Raw genomic sequence first — 18,770 nt, forward strand, 5'->3', positions numbered from 1 at the left:
ATAGCCAGTTTCCCGGCCTGTTTCACTGCATCATCATTCCAGGGTCTGGATGGTGACCTCCACTTCGGCCTTGACCTCGTTGAGTTCGTCATCCTTCAGGGTGACCACCAGAGGTTCCGGGTTGATCGCCTTCAGATCGATGTTGCCGAGATCGGCGAGCCCAGGTTCGAGCTCCAGCACGAAGGCGCAGTCATAGTGGCCGCCGGGCAGTATGGCCCCCCCAGTGGTGCAGAAGGCGAAGGGCCCGAAGCCGGCTTCATGGGTACTCACCCCCGGCTCATCGTAGAGGGTGAAGCTGCCCGGAATCCCGTTCCCATCGGCCACATCGACCCCCTTGAAGGTCAGGGCGGTGACGGTCAGGGTGTCCACTCCGTTGTTGCTGATGCGGACAAAGCCAGCGGCCTTGAGGGCAAAGAGCTTGGTGATGTCGGGGGGGACATCGGTGAACTCCACAGTGGCATCATCGCTGTCGGTCACGGTCTGATTGTCCTCATCCTTGCCGCTGATGGTTGCCGTGTTGGTATGGCTCTCATCAGCATTGCCCTGCAGATCCTTGGAGAGGGTGCAACTGGCCGACTCGCCCGGGCTCAGGACGAAGCCGGCCAGCGCCACGGCGGGCACGAGCGGGGCACCGTTCTTCCTGTTGACCTGGCACTGGCTGGTCAGATTGCCGAACACGTCATCATCCAGGTCATTGAAGGTGACCTTGTCCACGCCATTGGCATCGACGGAGAAGGTGAAGGTATAGGCCACCGAACGTTTCTCATCGGAGTCGCCCGTCTCGGGCACACTGACGGGGACGGCATCCTTTTGCAGCGTGATGGTCGATGCCACGTCATTGATGTTGACGGTGGCGCTGTCCTCTCCCGTTGCCTCATCCCCTTCGTTGTCCAGGGCCTTGGCGGTCACCTTGTTGGTGTGCACATCGCCGGCGTTGCCACCGACAAACTCGGTGACGCTGCACTGGAAGGGGGTGCCCTTGTACAGGGCCACGCCGCTGCCGAGATCGCAGGTGCCCTGCCCGTCCAGATCGCCGAACTTGTCGTCCACCAGGCTGGTCAGGGTGAGCGGATCGTCGTGATCGCCCGCGGTATTGGTGACCTTGATGGTGTAGGTCACATTGGCCCCCGGCTCCAGCACCTCGTCGGTGGAGGGGGTCTTCTCAACCGCTATGGTGGGCGGGACATTGGTGATCTCGACCAGCTTGGCGCCGCTGCAGTTGTTGCCGGCGGTCTGGAAGCCGGTCGGGCAGGTGCTGCCGTCGCCGACCGTGCCGCCGTTCTTGTCCTTGAACAGGGCCACTATGTTGTCGACGTACTTCTCGGGGCTCTGATCGTTGGGCAGATCGCGATCCTTGATATGCAGGGTGAACTGACAGCTGTAGGTGGCGTTGGGCAGCACCTCCTTCGTCGTCGAGCCCGCGGCGGGTTTCGCACAGGTGCTGCTGAGCAGATAGATGCCGTCCGCCGTCCCGACGCTCTCGGTAGCGCCCCAGAGGTCCACGCTCTTGTCGTAGGAGCCATCTCCGCCCACGTCTATCTCATCCTTCAGGCTGGCGATATACAAGGAGGCGACGCTCGAGTTGGTGAAGCTCAGGTTGTAGGTGAACACGCCACCCGGCTCGGGCAGGCTGGTCGGCTCGACCGTCTTGGTAATGGCAGGCGGCTCGGGTCTGATAAACACGTTGATGGCGAAGCTGTCACAGTTGCACTTGGACTTGGTGGCGGGCACGGCGCCGGGAGGAACCGTGCTCTCGCTGCAACTGAGGCTCTTCTGGATGTCCCAGGCCGCGCAGTAGGTGAAGAGGGCCTTGTTGGGATCCGTGGGGCTGGGTTGGCAGAGCATGGTGATGGGCTGGTTGAAGAGCGTGTATTGATCGGTGCCGTTGGCCTTGGTGATATCGCCGCAGGTGTCCAGGAAGTCGGTCGCCTTCAGCTTCGGTTCCAGATTCACATAGGCGACCTGGCCATTCTCCCCGGCGTCGCTCGCCTTGGGCAGCACGAGGCTGCAGTTTCTTGCTCCTCCCTGCACCACCTGCGGGCTCTGGGACGTTCTCGGCAGGTAGAAGGTGGTGTCATAACGCTCACTGGCGTTGGTCTTGATGGTCACGTCTGCGTTGAAGGTGAACACCTGGCCGTTGGTACACTCCTGGTTCGGATTCACCGGTACCACTTTGGAGACCTCGATGTCCTTGGCCGTGCAGTTGAGGCTGCCGCCCGAGAGTGAACCCCCCTTGGCAATATAGGCGTCTGCCATGCAGGCCTCTTGTTGCAGGCCCGGAAAGATGCCGGCCCAGGCCGGGGTGAGGTGGAGTCCCCCCAGCATGACGACCCCGAGGGGGAGCGTCAGGGATCTGAGCAGGCGATTGCGCTGACTTGATTTCATAGCATTTCCCTCTTCCTATCCTGTGGTTTTTTGTTCCATGTCACCCGGCTGCGACTGCCTGGGCCGGGTGATGTCCCAGGCCTGAACGTGACCACAAGGAGGCCCTGTCCCTTGCGAGTAACGCAGGGGGGCGGGCGCGGCCCTGTGGGGTGGGCATCGATAGACAGCACCCCTACAGCAAGGAATGCACCAAGCACATAAATATTTGAAAAATAAGAAATTAGCTCGGGTTTTGGTCGCGTAAACGGGGTGGTGTCCGCGAAGTTGTAACGACGGCATGGGGGCGACGGCGAAGTCTTGAGCATAATTAATTGATAAATAATGCTTTTTTAAATATCTCCCCTGTTACAGCGATGGAACAGGGGCGCTCCGGGGTGGTCCCGTCAGCCGACGTGATGGCGGGGAGCTTGCGCCAGCGTGCAGAGGGGAGGCGGGGTGCCAGGCGGTGCTGGTGACTGCTGGCAGGGGGGCAGATAGTTCGGGCATCCCCTGTATCAAGGCTGAGACAACCCCATCGCCCGGCATGCTTGGCGCCCGCCCCGGCATCGCGCCCCGGGGAGGGGACTTGGCACAGATCCGTGTCGGGATGACCGGCTGCGAGGGGAGACGGGAAGTCTTCGCCAACGAGAGAGGGAGGCCACAGGGCCTCCCTCTTGCTATGGGGTGGTGCCAGGCATGCGTATTGGCGATGCCGGTGACACCGGGCTGCTTACTTCCCCTGTTGGGACTTGAGCAGGTCGCGGATTTCGGTCAGCAGCTCCTGATCCTTGGTGGGGCCGGCCGGTGCGGCGGCTTCCTCTTCCTGCTTCTTCTTCAGGGTATTGATGGCCTTGAGCCCCATGAAGATGGCGAAGGAGATGATCAGGAAGTCGATACAGGTCTGGATGAACTTGCCGTAGGCGATGACCACGGCCGGGGCTTCCCCCTCGGCTGCCTTCAGGGTCACGGCGAGATCGCTGAAGTCCACCCCGCCCAGGATCAGGCCGATGGGCGGCATGATGACGTCTCCCACGAAGGAGGAGACTATCTTGCCAAAGGCGGCGCCTATGATGATACCGACCGCCATGTCGATCACGTTGCCTCTGGATGCAAAGGCCTTGAATTCTTGAATCAGACTCATTTTTCCCCCTAAAAATGGACGGCGTGTGGCGTGACCACATCTGGTTTTGAACAATAAAACATCTGTAAAACAGAGGGATGGCTATGATGCCTCCCGTCGTCACGTTTAGCTTGCGGGGCTCAAGCCCGATTGGCAACCTCAATGCCCGAGAAATTTATGCCTCTGCCGCTATTAACGCTTTGCTCACTGCGGGGCGTGGTGGCCTCTGTGCCCGTCGGCGTTCGTGAGGGGGGCGATGGGGGGAGCAGACTCCCAGCCTTGATGCCATGAAGAAGGGCCATGGTCTGCACCATGGCCCTGTGGTTCATGCGTGACTAAAACCTGTCATGCCTAAGGTGTGGGGCAATCCGGGCAAGTCGGGCAGAGCGGGCAGGTGGCGGTCGCCGTGTCGGTGTCGCTGCCAAAACCGAGAGGAGCCGTCCCCGTGGCCGTGACGGTATCGCTGAAGGAGATGGCGCCGGGCTCTTCCGAACCTGCACTGCTGGGCGTGTAGGATCCTGAATAGTCCTTGCAGTCTGCCGCATTCAGCGTGCCTATGTTATGCACGTTGCCGCTGGGGTCGTCGGTCACGGTGACACCGCTCAGGTTCAGAGGAGGCTTGTAATCAGGGGAGTTGGGGTCACCCACCCCTGTGGTATTGCAGACCTCACCACTGTAGTCGACTCTGAGCACGAGCTGGCTGCCGGCGTCGATGACTTTGGTGCTGCAAGCCTTGGTGACGCTGATCCCGGGCTCTCGCTGGACGACGGGGCAGGTTGCCGCAGCGGATGCGGTGATGGACAGTGTGCCACCGTCGCTGGAGGCGGCCTTGACACTGACGCCGTTGGTCGGTCCGTTACCGGCGGAGCCGAAGCTGCCGCTGTAGTCTTCTGATCCCCCCTTGGCTATGGAATCGAAGGTCGCGACGACAAAGTCATCGCTGGTGTCGGCCGGGGTGCCGTTGTCGTCGGTGACGACGACGTCATAGATGGTGCCGAAGCCTGCATTGGTGACGGTGCCTTCGAAGCTGTAGGTGAAGCCCGTATCGTCGCCGTTTATATCGCCGCCGGTACAGACCTTGGTGATCTCGACCTTGCACAGTTCGAAGTTGTCCAGCACGAAGTCCTTCAAGGCTGCCGTGAAGGAGCTGGAGGAGCGGGTCTCGGCCATGAAGCTGCTGAAGCAGCCGTCACTGCCGCCGACGATCTGGCTGAGGTTGATCCCGCCCTCGAAGAAGCTCTCGAAGGGGAAGGTGCCCTGGGTGCCGCTCTTGGGGGTGTAATCGCTCCACAGGCCGCTGACACCGTTTGCCAGCGTGTTGGCGGGCACGGGCACATTACCCGTGTTGGTCAGGGCGCAGGCCAGGTTGGCACCGCCCTGATTGGCGCAGACGACGTCGTTGGCCCCCGAGCCCTGCAGTTTGAGCCTCAGGTTGGCGGCGGCGCATTGACCCGGCTGCGGGTTGTTGTTGGTCGCCTTGCTGCAGGTCGGATCCCAGGTCACCACGGCCAGATAGGGAACCGCGTTGCTCGCCTGCGGGAAGTTGATGAGCACCAGGGTGTCCCCCACTGTGTGTTTGCCGCTGAAGCCGCCATTGGGCAGGGCGGTGACCTTCTGCTTGAAGAACCAGAACCCCATGAAGGCGTCGCCCACATTGGAGATCCTGTCGGCACCGAAGTAGAGCAACAGGTCGTTATCCTCGTTGTAGGCGGCGGCATAGGCGTGGGTCAGGTCATCCTTGTCGGGCACGGAGCCATCCTTCCAGCTCCATTTGTCTATATCCAGTATGTCCTTGTTGCCCCCCTCGAAGATGGTCCTGGGGGCGGTGTCCTGAATGATGCCGGTGAACTTGGTTGCCGCTCCGCTGTCGGGGGGGGTGGCCCAGTCATCGCTGTTGAGGGCTGGATTGTCATCCTGCGGGTTGGCATCCAGCTCGAAGGGGGACTCCGCCGTGGCGGCCAGTGCCGGAGCACAGAGCGCCAACAGCAAGGCCAGGGCGAGGAGGCCGTGCTGCCAACAGCGTAGCCAGAGATGTATTGCTCGGGTATCCATGTTGCATTCCTTCTGCTTGTTGTTGTCCATGTCGTCCGGTGCTGTGTGCACAGCCGGGGGCGCAGCTGGAATGCAGGCTTTGTTCCACAAGGCCAATATGCTGAAAAACAAAGAAAAAGAAGGGTTTCAATACGCATCTGAAGAGGCGTTGTTAATGACATGATGCACTCCGGGACGCGCGCCTAGCGCACACGCCGATGGGACAACGAAGGGGGCTTTTTGATGCTGTCTCCAAGGTGGAACATGGTGAGGGGGATGATTGTCTTGCGAGCGATCGGATTTAATTGGCAAATATTTCAAATTTATTGTTTTTAATGGGTTTTTGTTGGTTTTGGGTCTCGTTTGAGAGAGTTTTCATCCCTGTTTCATCAGTGGCACAAGTCGACCTTCTATCCAATACTTTGCACATTATTTGACCGCCATGCGGTGGGGTGCATTGATGGAAATTCGTATGCTGCTGTGTGTCAACACGAGCGAGGTGTGGCGTCCTCCGTCCCATGCATCCTCTCTTGGGTGGCGGGTCTGTTCGGCCTCGTCGCCGCAGGAGGCCTTCAGCCACTACGTACAGAAGGCTCCCAGAGTGGGGGTGGTGCTGCTCAGTGAGGGGGAGGCCGAGGCCGTGGAGACGCTCTTTCGCCAGACCTGCGGCACCATGGTCTGGGTTGCCCTCGCCCCCCCCCATCTGCTCGCGCTACCCAGAATGCAGGAGCAGCTTCTGAACTACTGCTTCGATTATCACAGCCTGCCGGTGGAGGATGATCGTCTGCTGGCCATACTGGGCCATGCGTTTGGCATCGCCTGCCTGAGGGGAAAGGGGCATCGCCCCTGCGGGCATGGCAAGGATGAGGGGGGGCTGATCGGTGCCAGCCCCGTCATGAAGCAGCTCATGCATCGGGTGGAGCGACTGGCCAAGGCGGACTCGTCTGTCGTGTTGCAGGGGGAGAGCGGTACGGGCAAGGAGTTGGTGGCTCGCCTCATCCATCGGCATTCCCAGCGGGCGAATGGTCCCTTCGTCGCCATCAACTGCGGTGCCATTCCACCCACCCTGATCCAGTCGGAGTTGTTTGGTCACGAGAAGGGGGCCTTCACCGATGCCTGGCGGCGCCATATCGGTTGTGCGGAGAGGGCGCACAAGGGGATCCTGTTCCTCGACGAGATAGGGGAGCTGCCGGTGCAGATGCAAGTCAACCTGCTGAGGTTCTTGCAGGAGCGCACCATAGTGAGGGTGGGGGGCACCGAGCCCATCGAGGTGGACATCCGCGTGATTGCCGCGACGAACAGGATGCTGGACAAAGAGATGGCACAGGGGAACTTCCGTTCAGATCTCTTCTACCGCCTCTGCGTGCTGGATCTGGAGTTGCCACCCCTGCGTGAGCGGGGGGAGGATATCATGCTGCTGGCCCACCATTTCCTGAACAAGATGGGTAGTCTGAATCCCAAGGTGCACGGTTTTACGGTCAGCGCCATTCACCAGATGATGAAATATCACTGGCCTGGCAATGTGCGGGAGCTCAAGAACCGGCTGGAGCGAGCCTTGGTCCTGTGCGAGGGGTGTCGCATCGATCATCAGGATCTGGGTCTGGCTCTGCCGCTGGCAGAGGGGGGCATTCGCCCACTGAACCTGGTGAGGGCCGAGGCGGAGTGCGAGGCCGTGCGCCGGGCCCTGATACTGTGCGGCAACAATGTGACCGAGGCTGCCCGCCATCTCGGGATCTCCAGGCTGACCCTCTACCGGGTGCTGGAACGCTCAGCCCCCCCTGTGCCTCCTGAAGTCCAGACCTCCTAGAGTCTGGTCCTGCAAACTCCCCCCTCGCCGATCCGCTCAAGGCGTGTATCATACGGCCTGCCATAGCTCATAGCCTCAGAAGACAGGATCGAATTCATGCCCCTGCACATCCGTCGTCGTCCGCGAGTCGATGATTCCCATCTGCCCGCCACCCTGCATCCGCTGCTTCGCCAGATCTTCGCCAGTCGCGGGGTTGAAGATCCGGTGCTGCTGGAGCGCAGCGCCAGCCAGCTGCTGCCGCCCCAGCGCCTGTTCGGCATGGAGCAGGCAGTGCCACTGCTGGCTGACGCCTTGGCGGCCCAGAAGCGGATCCTCATCGTCGGTGACTTCGACTGCGACGGCGCCACCAGCTCGGCCCTGTGCGTGCTGGCCCTGCGCGCCATGGGCGGTCGCCACATCGATTTTCTGGTGCCCAACCGCTTCGAGTTCGGTTATGGCCTCACCCCGGAGATCGTCGAGCTGGCGGTGGCCCGCGGCGCCGAGTTCCTGATCACGGTGGACAACGGCATCTCCAGCATCGCCGGGGTGGCGGCGGCCAAGGCGGCCGGCATGCAGGTACTGGTTACCGATCACCATTTGCCGGGTCAGGAGCTGCCTGACGCCGATGCCATCGTGAACCCCAACCAGCATGGCTGCGACTTTCCCTCCAAGTCGCTGGCCGGGGTCGGGGTCGCCTTCTATCTGATGGCCGCCCTCAACACCCATCTGCGCCAGAGCGGCTGGTATGAGTGCCAGGGGCTGCGCGCCCCCAACGTGGCGGATTACCTCGATCTGGTGGCCCTCGGTACGGTCGCTGACGTGGTGGCGCTGGATGGCAACAACCGCATCCTGGTTCATCAGGGTTTGCAGCGGATCCGGGCCGGCCGTTGTCGCCCCGGCATCCAGGCGCTGGTGGACGTGTCGGGCCGCGACGGTCGTCGCCTGTGCGCCGCCGATCTCGGCTTTGCGTTGGGGCCGCGCCTCAACGCGGTGGGCCGGCTCGATGACATGTCCCTCGGGGTCGCCTGTCTGCTCTGTGACGACATCAACCTGGCGCGCCAGTTCGCATCCGAAATGGACAGCCTCAACCAGGAGCGCAAGGAGATCGAGCAGGGGATGCAGCAGGAGGCGCTCGCCACTTTGGAGCAGATCCGTTTTCGTGACGGCGAGGTGCCCTCCGGCATAGTGTTGCACCGGGACGAGTGGCATCAGGGGGTGGTGGGGCTGGTGGCCTCCAAGGTAAAGGAGAAGTACTACCGCCCGGTCATCGCGTTTGCCGAGAGCAGCGAGACCGAGCTCAAGGGCTCCGGGCGCTCCATCCCCGGTGTGCATCTGCGCGATGCGCTGGAACTGCTCGACACCCGCCATCCCGGCCTGATGGGCAAGTTTGGCGGTCACGCCATGGCGGCCGGGCTGACCCTGCCCAAGGCCAATATCGAGGCCTTCGGTCGGGCTTTCGAGGCGGTCATCGGCGAGCTGGTGACCCCTGAGCTGTTGACCGGGGTGCTGCTCACCGATGGCGAGCTGCTGCCCGATGAGCTGAGTCTGGAGCTGGCGGAGCTGATCCGCGCCTCCGGCCCCTGGGGTCAGGCCTTCCCCGAGCCGCTGTTCGATGGCGAATTCGTGCTGGTGCAGCAGCGGCTGGTGGGGGAGAAGCACCTCAAGATGATGCTGACCACGGATTCCGGCCATGCGGTGGATGCCATCGCCTTTGGCGTCGACTTGCAGCGCTGGCCCGATGCCTCGGTGAAGCGGGTGCGGCTGGTCTACCGGCTCGACGTCAACGAGTGGCGCGGCAACCGCAGCGTGCAGCTGCTGGTGGAGCATCTGGAGGCCGCCGGCCTCTGATTCCCGCGAGTCTCTCTTGCTGCCGATGACGGTCACCCCAGGGTGGCCGTTTTTTTATGGTGTGAACCCGGATTTTGCCGTTGACCCGTCTATTGCTTCATAGTTTAAGCTTCCCTGCATCGGGTCACAGACCCCATTGCGAGTCGCTGTCATGAAAATATCCGAACTGGCCCGGCGCTGCGGCCTGGCCCGCTCCACCCTGCTCTATTACGAGAAACTGGGGGTGATTGCGGGAACGAGAGCCGCCAACGGCTATCGTCACTACGACGATGAAGATCTGCAGCGGTTGCGGATGGTACAGGCCCTGCAGGCCGGCGGCCTCAGCCTCAAGCAGTGCCTCGCCTGCCTGGCGGGCGAGCTTGATCAGGCGACACTGGAAGCTCGGGTCAGGGAGCTGGATGAAGAGCTGGCGCAGATGCAGCGCGCCCGGGATTTGCTGGCGGATCTCGCCGGTTTGCGTGCGCACTCCGGCGACGAGTTCAAGGCCTGGCAGCGGCAACTGCAGCATCAAGCCCCGCAGGCCTACTTTGCCTGGGTGATGAAGCAGGGATTCAGTGAAAAAGAGCGTTACCACCTGCAATGGCTGAGCAAAGACATGAACGAACATGAGCGCTATATCCGGGATTTCAAGCTGCTGCTGGACGGCATGAGCTATTGGGGGCCGGGCGATCGCCTCTTCACCCAGCAGCAGTTTGCCGCGCTGCCCAGCCAGCCTCGCCGGATCTTCGACATGGGCTGCGGGCGCGGCGCCGCCACCATGGCGTTGGCACAGGTGACGGACGCAGCCATAGTGGCCATCGATCTGGACGAGGAGGCGCTGGCCGCCGTGGCGAGATCGGCCAGTGCGGCGGGGCTGAGTCAGGTCACCACCCTGTGCGCCAATATGGCGGACTTGCCCATGGAACTTGCCCCCGCCGATCTTATCTGGGCCGAGGGGAGCGCCTACACCATAGGGGTGGCCAATGCGCTGAAAGCCTGGCGGCCGTACCTTGCCGGCCCTGCTGCCTGCCTGGTGCTGAGCGACCTGGTGTGGCTGACGGACACGCCGCCAGAGGAGGCGCTGGCGTTCTGGCAACGGGATTATCCTGCCATGCAGACCCTGGCTGGTCTGCTGAAGACGGTGCAGGAGGCGGGTTATCGCTGCCTGTCGCACACCCCGTTGCCGATGAGTGCCTGGAATAACTATCTGGACCCCATCGAGCGCAATCTGGCGCGTCATCGCGCCGAGCTGGGACATAGTCCCGCCTGGCAGGACTTGAGCCAGGAAATGGCCATCCACCGCCAGTATCTGGGCAGCTACGGCTATGTGATCTGCTGCCTGCAGGCCGCCTGATCAGAGCATTCATTGAAAGAGAACAAACGGAGAAACCCCTATGAACATCCTCATTCGACCGGAAACGGGCGCCGATCACGAGGCCATTGAGGCGCTGACCGTGGCCGCATTCCTCAATGCCCCCCATACCGATCACAACGAACAGCTGATCGTGCGCGCCTTGCGCCAGGCCGGGGCACTCAGCCTGTCGCTGGTGGCGGAGCTGGAAGACCGGGTGGTCGGCCACCTCTGCTTCTCGCCGGTCACCATCAGCGATGGCTGCGAGCAGTGGTATGGTCTTGGCCCCATTTCGGTCTCTCCTGCGCTGCACGGCAAGGGGCTGGGGTCACGGCTGATGGATGCGGGTCTGGCGCAGCTCAAGGGGATGGGAGCGGCCGGCTGCGTGGTGCTGGGGGATCCCGGCTTCTACGGCCGTTTCGGCTTCGTGTCCGAGCCGGGGTTGACGCTGCCCGGCGTGCCGCCCGAGTACTTCATGGCCCGCTCGTTTGGCGCCACCATGCCCAGTGGCGAAGTGCGCTATCACCCGGCCTTCGAGCAGGGATGAGCCCTCACCTTGAGGAAGATGCAAGCCGGTTTCTCAAGTTGGTGCAACCTTGCCGGTTTTATCGAATGTGGCAGTGTTTAATATCAACATTGCTGATATCTCATGGTGTAAAATGCAATAAGCAACGGTATTGTGATATATTCCACCTGTTTTTCTTGACGGACCGACCCCTTGCCATCCTCCCGCCGCCCCTCGTCATGGCCGATGGTGCTTGCCATCGCCTGCCTTCTCTGGCTTGCCGCCTTCGCCGCGGCAGGGATCGTTGCAACCCCGGGTCCGGGAACGGGGGGGAAGGGGAGCCCGATGCAACTGCACGAGCCCTCCCATCAGGGGCTGGCCGACAGCGTCAGCCTGCCCCCGGCGGGACAGTGGCGGCTCAGCTTCGAGCAGGGACGGCGGCTGGAAGGCGCCAACCACCCCGAGCCCTACCAGATGCTGCTGGCCTGGTTCCAGCACGAGATCCTCGGCCTGCTCTGCGGCCTGCTGTTCTTTTTGCCCCTCATCTACTTCAGGCAGTTGTCTGACTGCTTCGGCTATCTGCACACTCGGCGGCTTCGCTGCCACCACCTGCAATTTCGCTTCTGCCAGGGGGACTAGCGTCTCATCCCTCGCGGGCGTAGGGCGGGAGCTTTCCCACTGCTGATCAGACCGGGCACAGGGCGTCGTTCCTGTGTCCCGATCGCGCCCGTGCCTTTTTGTCATCCCGTGTCGCCGCGGCCCGTCGGCCTGCAGCGACCTCTTTCTCGATGCAGACAAGTGGTGAGCCCCATTCATGGACTATTACGTCAACCTGTTCATTCAGTCGATCTTCGTGGAAAACCTGGCCCTGGCCTTCTTCCTCGGCATGTGCACCTTCCTGGCCGTCTCCAAGAACATCAACACCGCCTTCGGCCTCGGCATGACGGTGCTGGTGGTCATGGTGATCGCCATTCCCCTCAACAACCTCATCTACCGGCATATCCTGCGTCCGGACAGCACCTTTCTCGGCGAGTTTGATCTGAGCTTTCTCGACTTCATCGTCTATATCGGGGTGCTGGCGGCCCTGGTGCAAGTGATGGAGATGGTGCTGGACAAGCACTTTCCGGCGCTCCACCACGCCCTCGGCATCTATCTGCCGTTGCTGACGGTGCACTGCGCCATCTTCGGCGGGGTGATGTTCATGGCCCAGCGGGATTACGACTTCATCGAATCCGTGGTGTACGGGGCGGGCTCAGGGCTGGGCTGGCTGCTGGCCATCGTCGCCATCGCTGGTCTGCGCCAGAAGATGAAGTATTCCGATGTGCCCGAGGGGCTGCGCGGCATCGGCATCACCTTTATCGTGGCGGGGCTGATGTCGCTGGGCTTCATGTCGTTTTCCGGGATCTCGCTCTGAGTGCCCGCACGACTGAAACCGGGAAGAGGGTTGATGGCGGGAGCTATCAACCCAGCGTTTTGGCCATGTTGTAGCCCGTGATGTGAAAGCCGATCTCTTCGTAGAGCGCCCTGGCCCTCGGATTGTCATAGGCGACCCTCAGCTTGATCTGACTGACGCCAAGGCATTTCAACTCGGCTTCCAGCACCGCCATGGTGGCCTTGCCATACCCCAGTCCGCGATGGGCCGGGAGTGTGTAGAAGTCATAGATAAAGGTGCTGTGGGCGGCGCTGTCGATGCTGTGCCAGAGATAGCCGGCGATGGGGGCGACTGCGCTCCCGACATTGTCATGCACAGTGTCATTGACAGGGATGATGCAGAGCAGGCTCTGACCCGGCGTGGCGGCCCCTTGGGGCAGGTATTGCCGCAGGGAGGCTTCGGCCTGCTGGTGGGCCTCGGTCTGGGTCAGCCCGTGGTTGTTGGCGAGATCCCGGGCGTAGTCGTCGATGAAGTAGTCGCGATAGGCGGGGAAATGCGCCTCATCCATGGGAATCAGGCGAACGATAGGGGTCGGCATCCGGCGTTTCACTCAAGGAAAGGGAGTCGCTACCTTAACCCCGGAGCCCAGGGTTAGCCAAGGGGCTGGCCGGGATGGCCGAGTCCTGAATGCTCAATAAAAAGAGCGCCCAAGGGCGCTCTTTTCTGTCTGTGGCGAGGAGGCTTGCTTGACCTCTCTTTCGTGCGAGGTTATTTAACCTCTTCGCCCTTGGCCTGCAGGTCCGCGTGGTAGGACGAACGCACGAAGGGGCCGCAGGCGGCGTGGGAGAAGCCGAGATCCATGGCCACGTCTTTCAGCTCGTCGAACTCTGCGGGCGGCACGTAGCGCTTCACCGGCAGGTGGTGACGGCTCGGCTGCAGGTACTGGCCCAGGGTCAGCATGTTGACGCCGTGCTCGCGCAAGTCCTTGAGCACCTGGACTATCTCCTCGTTGGTCTCGCCAAGGCCCATCATCAGACCGGACTTGGTGGGCACGTGCGGGTGCATCTCCTTGATGCGGCGCAAGAGCTCCAGGGACCACTTGTAGTCGGCGCCGGGGCGGGCGACCCGATACATGCGCGGGGCGGTTTCCAGGTTGTGGTTGAAGACGTCAGGCGGGGTCTCGCGGAACACCTCCAGCGCCTGCTCCATCCGGCCGCGGAAGTCCGGGGTCAGGATCTCGATGCGGGTCTGTGGGCTGTGCTCGCGGATCTCCTTGATGCAGTCGGCGAAGTGCTGGGCACCGCCGTCGCGCAGATCGTCGCGGTCCACCGAGGTGATCACCACGTACTTGAGGTTCATCTCCTTGATGGTCAGCGCCAGCTTCTTCGGCTCCTCCGGATCCAGCGGCAGCGGGCGGCCGTGGGCCACGTCGCAGAAGGGGCAGCGACGGGTGCAGATGGCGCCCATGATCATGAAGGTGGCGGTGCCGTGGTTGAAGCACTCCGCCAGGTTCGGGCAGGAGGCTTCCTCACACACAGAGTGCAGCTTGTTCTTGCGCAGGGTGCTCTTGATGTGCTCGATCTTCTGGCTCGACGGCGGCAGCTTGATCCGCATCCAGTCCGGCTTGCGCAGCACTTCCTCGTTGGGATCCGGCATGAATTTCACCGGGATCAGGGCCATCTTGTCGCCATCGCGCAGCTTGACGCCCGGCTCCATACGAACGGGTTTGCTCATGATTCACTCTCGGTGTTTGTTATTGTCTGGTTGATGGCCACCAGGGGCATCGCTGAGCCCTGGTGGCCGTGGGGCATGAGCCTGCTCATGCCGCCTCTTCGGTATTCGTGATCTCTTGGTAGCCAATCAGGCGGGCCAGCTCCGTCACCAGCAGGGACTGTGCCTCGGCCACGCTCCGGGGGCCGCCCAGGGCGCTGGTCTGGGTCATGGCCATGCCCGCATAGCCGCACGGGTTGATGCGCAGGAAGGGGGTCATGTCCATGTCGACGTTGAGGGCCAGCCCGTGGAAGGAGCAGCCCTTGCGAATGCGCAGACCCAGGGAAGCCAGCTTGGCCTCCATGCCCAGCTCGCTCTTCACGTAGACGCCGGGGGCATCGGGTTTGGCATAAGCCTCAATCCCGCTCTTGGCCAGGGTGTTGATGATGGCGGTTTCGAGGCAGGTCACCAGCTCGCGTACCGAGAGCTTGCTGCGGCGCACGTCCACCAGCACGTAGAGCACCAGCTGGCCCGGGCCGTGATAGGTCACCTGACCGCCGCGATCGCTCTGCACCACCGGGATGTCGCCGGGGGCGAGCAGGTGTTCGGCCTTGCCGGCCTGACCCTGGGTGTAGACGGGGTCATGCTCCACCACCCAGAACTCGTCGGGGGTGTCGGGGGTGCGGTTGTCGGTGAACGCCTTCATGGCGTCCCACACCGGCTGGTAGGGGCGACGGCCCAGCTGTCTGACGAGCAGTTGGCCGGCTGACGGTTGTGGCTCGGCGGGCGTTTCGGGTGACATCTTTCCTCACTGACAGGCGCTTGGGTCGGCCGGCGCGTGTCGCCGGCTGGCAAATAATCAGTCGCCCCGGTGGCGGGGCGAGAGAGGCGACTTACAGGACGTAGCGAACCAGCTCGATCTTGCCAAGAGCGGTGTACATGGCTTCGATATGTTCCTTGCTATGGGCGGTGACCGTCACCCGTACCGAGTGATAGTTGCCCTTGGAGCTCGGCTGGACGGTCGGGCTGTAGGTGCCGGGGGCGTGTTGCTGCAGCACTTCCACCACCATGTCGGGCAGGGCAGGATCGGCCACGCCGAGCACCTTGAACGGGAACTTGCAGGGGAACTCCAGCAGTTCATCAAACTTGGTATTCATCTACTTCACCTTTCTGGGTCGCCGGGAAGCGACGTCATCTTTACGTCTTTGAGGGCCGTTTAAACGGTCCCCCTATCTGCCCAGAAGGGGCAGTCTCCCATTCTATATGGGCATGAGCCGCCTCGGGATCAAGGCCCGGCGGTTCGGCAAGACGTGGAAATGCTGCTTTTTACCACAAATCGTCAGTCGGCGGAACCTGCAGATTACAGGGTTATTGACTGGACAGACCGCAAAAGACAGCAGCGGCGCCTGTTGGCGCCGCTGCTGGAGGAGGGGTCTGTTACTTGAACCAGCTGGAGACCAGCATCACCAGGTAATCCCACAGGCGGCTCATCAGGCCACCTTCCTGCACCTCTTCCAGGGCGACCAGGGGCACCTGCTTGATCTCCTTGTCCCCCTGCTTGAGGTACACGGTGCCGACGCGCTGACCCTTGGCCAGGGGCGCCTTCAGCTCGCTTTCCAACTGGAAGTCCGCTTTCAGGTTGTTGCCCTGACCCCGGGTGACCAGCACGGAGACGTCCTTGTCGACCCCCAGCTTCACTTCCGGCTTGTCACCCATCCAGATCTTCTGGGTCACCAGCTCGGTGCCCGCCTTGTAGGGGGTCAGGCTCTGGAAGAAGCGGAAGCCGTAGGTGAGCAGCTTCTTGCTCTCGGCGGCGCGGGTGGCTTCGCTGCTGGCGCCCAGCACCACGGCGATCAGGCGCATGCCCTCGTTGTTGGTGGCGGAGGAGACCAGGTTGTAGCCCACCTGGCTGACGTGACCTGTCTTGATGCCGTCCACCTGCAGGGATTGATCCCACAGCAGGCGGTTGCGGTTGTGCTGGGTGATGCCGTTGAAGACGAAGGACTTCTGGGAGTAGATCTTGTACTCCTCCGGCTGATCGTGGATCAGGGCCTGACCCAGGCGGGCCATGTCGCGGGCGGTACTGTAGTGGCCCTCTTCATCCAGCCCGTGGGGGTTCTTGAACTGGGAGTCCTTCATGCCGAGCTTGGCGGCCCAGGCGTTCATCAGGCTGGCGAAGGAGTCGGTGCTGCCCGCCAGGTGCTCGGCCATGGCCACGCAGGCGTCGTTGCCGGACTGGATGATGATGCCCTTGTTCAGATCATCGACGGAGACTTGCTTGCCCACCTCGATGAACATCTTGGAGGAGTCGGAGTAGTTCTTGGACCAGGCGTTCTGGCTGACGGTCACCATGTCGGTGCCCTTGATGTTCCCCTTGTGCAGCTCGTCGCCGACGATGTAGGAGGTCATCATCTTGGTCAGGCTGGCGGGCGGCAGACGCTCGTCGGCGTTCTGCTCGGCCAGCACCTGGCCGGAGAAGTAGTCGATCAGGATGTGGGCCTTGGCGGAGATCTCCGGCGCGGCGGGGATCACCATGGGGGCGCTGTTCAAAGTGGGGACCGGCTGGGCGCTCGGCAGGGCCGAATCCGGCGTCGGAACAGGCTGGTTGGCCTGAGCGGTGGCGCTTAACAGGGAGGCCAGAATAACGGAACGGGCAAATTTGGACATCTTGAAATTCCTGGTGCCTGGATGGGGTGTACCCAAGTTGAAAAAAAGCGGGCTTCACTATACCAGATGTGCGTGTCGGTCATAGCCCGAGATGCGATCTGGACGGGATTTTATGGGGTTGTCCCCGACCTCGCGTCGTATCCCGGCGTAAGGTCGGGGGCTATGTCAGGGAACGATGAAGGCCTGCTCCAGCCCGCCCTGGCGGATCTGTTCCAGCAGGGTCGCCTGCTGATCGGTCGCCACCGGTCCCAGCAGGACGCGGAAGACGGCGCCGTGGGCCACCACCTGATAGGGCACGCCGTAGCGCTGGGTCATCACCTTGCCCATGGCCTGGGCCCGGGTCTCGGAGCCGCTCGCCAGCACCTGGATCATCTTGCCCTGGCCGGTGGCGGCCTTGGGAGTTGAGAGGGTGCTGGTCGCCGTGGCGGCCGGTGCCGCTGCCGGAGCCGCCTTGGCCGGCGGGGTGGCGGCCGGCGTCTCGTTGACGAAGGTATCCGCGGCCGGCGCCGCAGGCACCATGGGCGTCATCGGGGTCATGGGCACCATTTCGACCATCTGGTCCGGCTGATCGGTGATGAGCTCGAGGCGCACCCTGGCCTCGCCACCGTCCACCATCTCCAGTTGCCTGGCGGCGGCGTGGGAGAGGTCGATGAGGCGATCGCTGCCGAAGGGGCCGCGGTCGTTGACGCGTACTATGGTCTCCAGCCCGTTGTCCAGGTTGGTGACCCGTACATAGCTCGGCAGCGGCAGGTTGCGGTGGGCGGCGCTGAACAGGGTGCTGTCCTGCACGTCGCCGTTGGCGGTCTTGTTGCCGTCCAGATCCCGGGCGAGCCAGCTGGCCGTGCCTTCCTCGCTGTAGTGCTTGATGTCGCGCCACACCTCAAACTTCTGCTTGCCGATCCAGTAGTCCCGGTTGCCGCTCTCGCTCATGGGTTCGGGGCGGGGAATGGCGCCGGTGGCCTGGGGGATCTCGATGACCTGGGGCTTCTCCTGGGGGACGGGCTCCGGGGGCAGCGGCTGGGGTTCGGGTTGGCTGCTACAGGCGGCCAGCAACAAGGTCAGGCTGAGGGGAAGAAGTTTGTGGCTGTAATGCATAAGCGTCCTGGATGGCTTGACTGAGTTGATGCACCGCCATCGCATAGAGAGGGCTGCGGTTGTAGCGGGTGATCACGTAAAAATTGTGGCGCGCGACCCAGTATTCCGGTCCTTCGGCCTGCTCCAATGCCAGCAGTTTCACCGGCGTGTCGGGTGCCAGCGGGGTGGCGAGCTCGATGCCCGCGGCCGCCAGCTCGGCCCAGCGCTGCTTGAGCTCGGGCTCGGGTGCCAGCAGGGTACCCACTGGTGCCAATCCGATCAAGGCGGGCTCGACCACCGACTCCCCCCAGCGCCAGCGATGCTCGGCGAAGTAGTTGGCCACGCTGCCGATGGCATCTGCCGGGTTGGCGAACAGATCCCGCTTGCCGTCGTCGTCGAAGTCGACCGCGTAGTGGCGATAGCTGGAGGGCATGAACTGGCCCATGCCCATGGCGCCGGCATAGGAGCCCTTGAGGGTGGTGAGCGACCACTGCTCCTCCCGGGCAAGCAGCACCAGCTGGGCAAACTCCTTGGCGAAGAAGTCGGCCCGCTCGGGGTAGTGGAAGCCCAGGGTATAGAGGCTGTCGAGTACCGGATGGCGGCCCATCTGGCGGCCGTAGAAGGTCTCGATGCCGATGATGGCGACGATGAGGGCGGCGGGCACCCGGTAGCGCTGTTCGGCCTGCGCCAGGGTGGTCGCATGGCGTTGCCAGAAGCCGACCCCGTCCCGGATCCGCTCCGGGGTGACGAACAGCGGCCGGTAGCGGTGCCAGGGCTTGGCCTCCCAGGGCTTGCTGATGGTGTCGAGCACCTCCTGGCGCACCCTGGCCTGGGCGGCGGCGGCTTGCAGCTCGGCCAGCGGCACCGAGTGCTGCAGGGCGAGTTGTGCCAGTTGGGGTGGCTCGGAAGCCGCACCTGCCGTCAGTGACCAGGCTGCCAGCATCCCGCAGGCCAGCCTTTGCA

16 protein-coding genes are annotated in these 18,770 nt (G+C 62.8%); 6 read left to right on the plus strand and 10 right to left on the minus strand.

Going from position 1 to position 18,770, the window contains the following annotated elements:
* Positions 1 to 33: 33 nt before the first annotated feature.
* From I6L39_RS11680 to I6L39_RS11690, 3 genes are all read right to left on the minus strand, one after another.
* Positions 34 to 2,385 (minus strand): DUF11 domain-containing protein, encoded by a 2,352-nt coding sequence (locus I6L39_RS11680; RefSeq protein ID WP_216989732.1) that lies wholly within the window; start codon positions 2,383 to 2,385, stop codon positions 34 to 36.
* A 709-nt stretch (positions 2,386 to 3,094) separates the two neighbouring features.
* Complete coding sequence (mscL, locus tag I6L39_RS11685) at positions 3,095 to 3,505, minus strand: large-conductance mechanosensitive channel protein MscL (RefSeq protein WP_042078892.1); 411 nt, start codon at positions 3,503 to 3,505, stop codon at positions 3,095 to 3,097.
* Between the two features lie 330 nt (positions 3,506 to 3,835).
* The gene (locus I6L39_RS11690) at positions 3,836 to 5,536 is read right to left on the minus strand and encodes a hypothetical protein (RefSeq protein WP_042078997.1); all 1,701 of its coding nucleotides are present in this window, start codon (positions 5,534 to 5,536) and stop codon (positions 3,836 to 3,838) included.
* Between the two features lie 439 nt (positions 5,537 to 5,975).
* Here I6L39_RS11690 and I6L39_RS11695 point away from each other — a divergent pair, with 439 nt between their 5' ends.
* From I6L39_RS11695 to nqrE, 6 genes are all read left to right on the plus strand, one after another.
* Positions 5,976 to 7,322 (plus strand): sigma-54 dependent transcriptional regulator, encoded by a 1,347-nt coding sequence (locus tag I6L39_RS11695; RefSeq protein ID WP_254203634.1) that lies wholly within the window; start codon positions 5,976 to 5,978, stop codon positions 7,320 to 7,322.
* 96 nt (positions 7,323 to 7,418) lie between these two features.
* Positions 7,419 to 9,149 carry a single-stranded-DNA-specific exonuclease RecJ gene (gene recJ / locus I6L39_RS11700; protein WP_216989733.1) on the plus strand — a complete coding sequence of 577 codons (1,731 nt, stop codon included), beginning with the start codon at positions 7,419 to 7,421 and terminating at the stop codon, positions 9,147 to 9,149.
* A gap of 151 nt (positions 9,150 to 9,300) precedes the next feature.
* Entirely contained in the window at positions 9,301 to 10,482 is a 1,182-nt protein-coding gene (locus I6L39_RS11705) for a MerR family transcriptional regulator (protein WP_216989734.1), read from the plus strand.
* 40 nt (positions 10,483 to 10,522) lie between these two features.
* Positions 10,523 to 11,026: a GNAT family N-acetyltransferase gene (locus I6L39_RS11710; protein WP_216989735.1), complete on the plus strand. Its 504-nt coding sequence runs from the start codon at positions 10,523 to 10,525 to the stop codon at positions 11,024 to 11,026.
* A gap of 303 nt (positions 11,027 to 11,329) precedes the next feature.
* The gene (locus tag I6L39_RS11715; RefSeq protein ID WP_216989736.1) at positions 11,330 to 11,623 is read left to right on the plus strand and encodes a hypothetical protein; all 294 of its coding nucleotides are present in this window, start codon (positions 11,330 to 11,332) and stop codon (positions 11,621 to 11,623) included.
* A gap of 175 nt (positions 11,624 to 11,798) precedes the next feature.
* On the plus strand, positions 11,799 to 12,398 hold the full coding sequence (nqrE, locus tag I6L39_RS11720) for an NADH:ubiquinone reductase (Na(+)-transporting) subunit E (protein ID WP_128342971.1): 600 nt from the start codon (positions 11,799 to 11,801) through the stop codon (positions 12,396 to 12,398).
* Between the two features lie 46 nt (positions 12,399 to 12,444).
* Here the strand turns inward: nqrE and I6L39_RS11725 are convergent, their stop codons facing one another.
* From I6L39_RS11725 to mltB, 7 genes are all read right to left on the minus strand, one after another.
* The gene (locus I6L39_RS11725; protein ID WP_216989737.1) at positions 12,445 to 12,954 is read right to left on the minus strand and encodes a GNAT family N-acetyltransferase; all 510 of its coding nucleotides are present in this window, start codon (positions 12,952 to 12,954) and stop codon (positions 12,445 to 12,447) included.
* A 170-nt stretch (positions 12,955 to 13,124) separates the two neighbouring features.
* Positions 13,125 to 14,090 carry a lipoyl synthase gene (gene lipA / locus I6L39_RS11730; RefSeq protein WP_209793361.1) on the minus strand — a complete coding sequence of 322 codons (966 nt, stop codon included), beginning with the start codon at positions 14,088 to 14,090 and terminating at the stop codon, positions 13,125 to 13,127.
* 85 nt (positions 14,091 to 14,175) lie between these two features.
* On the minus strand, positions 14,176 to 14,868 hold the full coding sequence (lipB, locus tag I6L39_RS11735) for a lipoyl(octanoyl) transferase LipB (RefSeq protein WP_216989738.1): 693 nt from the start codon (positions 14,866 to 14,868) through the stop codon (positions 14,176 to 14,178).
* Positions 14,869 to 14,959: 91 nt separating this feature from the next.
* A complete protein-coding gene (ybeD, locus tag I6L39_RS11740; protein WP_042078900.1) occupies positions 14,960 to 15,223 on the minus strand; it encodes a DUF493 family protein YbeD in 264 nt (87 codons plus the stop codon).
* Between the two features lie 280 nt (positions 15,224 to 15,503).
* A complete protein-coding gene (locus I6L39_RS11745; protein WP_042078901.1) occupies positions 15,504 to 16,733 on the minus strand; it encodes a D-alanyl-D-alanine carboxypeptidase family protein in 1,230 nt (409 codons plus the stop codon).
* A gap of 165 nt (positions 16,734 to 16,898) precedes the next feature.
* A complete protein-coding gene (locus I6L39_RS11750; RefSeq protein ID WP_209793365.1) occupies positions 16,899 to 17,828 on the minus strand; it encodes a septal ring lytic transglycosylase RlpA family protein in 930 nt (309 codons plus the stop codon).
* The gene (mltB, locus tag I6L39_RS11755; RefSeq protein ID WP_254203635.1) at positions 17,770 to 18,750 is read right to left on the minus strand and encodes a lytic murein transglycosylase B; all 981 of its coding nucleotides are present in this window, start codon (positions 18,748 to 18,750) and stop codon (positions 17,770 to 17,772) included. The genes I6L39_RS11750 and mltB overlap by 59 nt, the downstream gene beginning before the upstream one ends.
* Between the last annotated feature and the right edge of the window lie 20 nt (positions 18,751 to 18,770).

Origin of the sequence: Aeromonas sp. FDAARGOS 1409, assembly GCF_019048705.1 — a bacterium.
Classification (GTDB): Bacteria; Pseudomonadota; Gammaproteobacteria; order Enterobacterales; family Aeromonadaceae; genus Aeromonas; species Aeromonas sanarellii.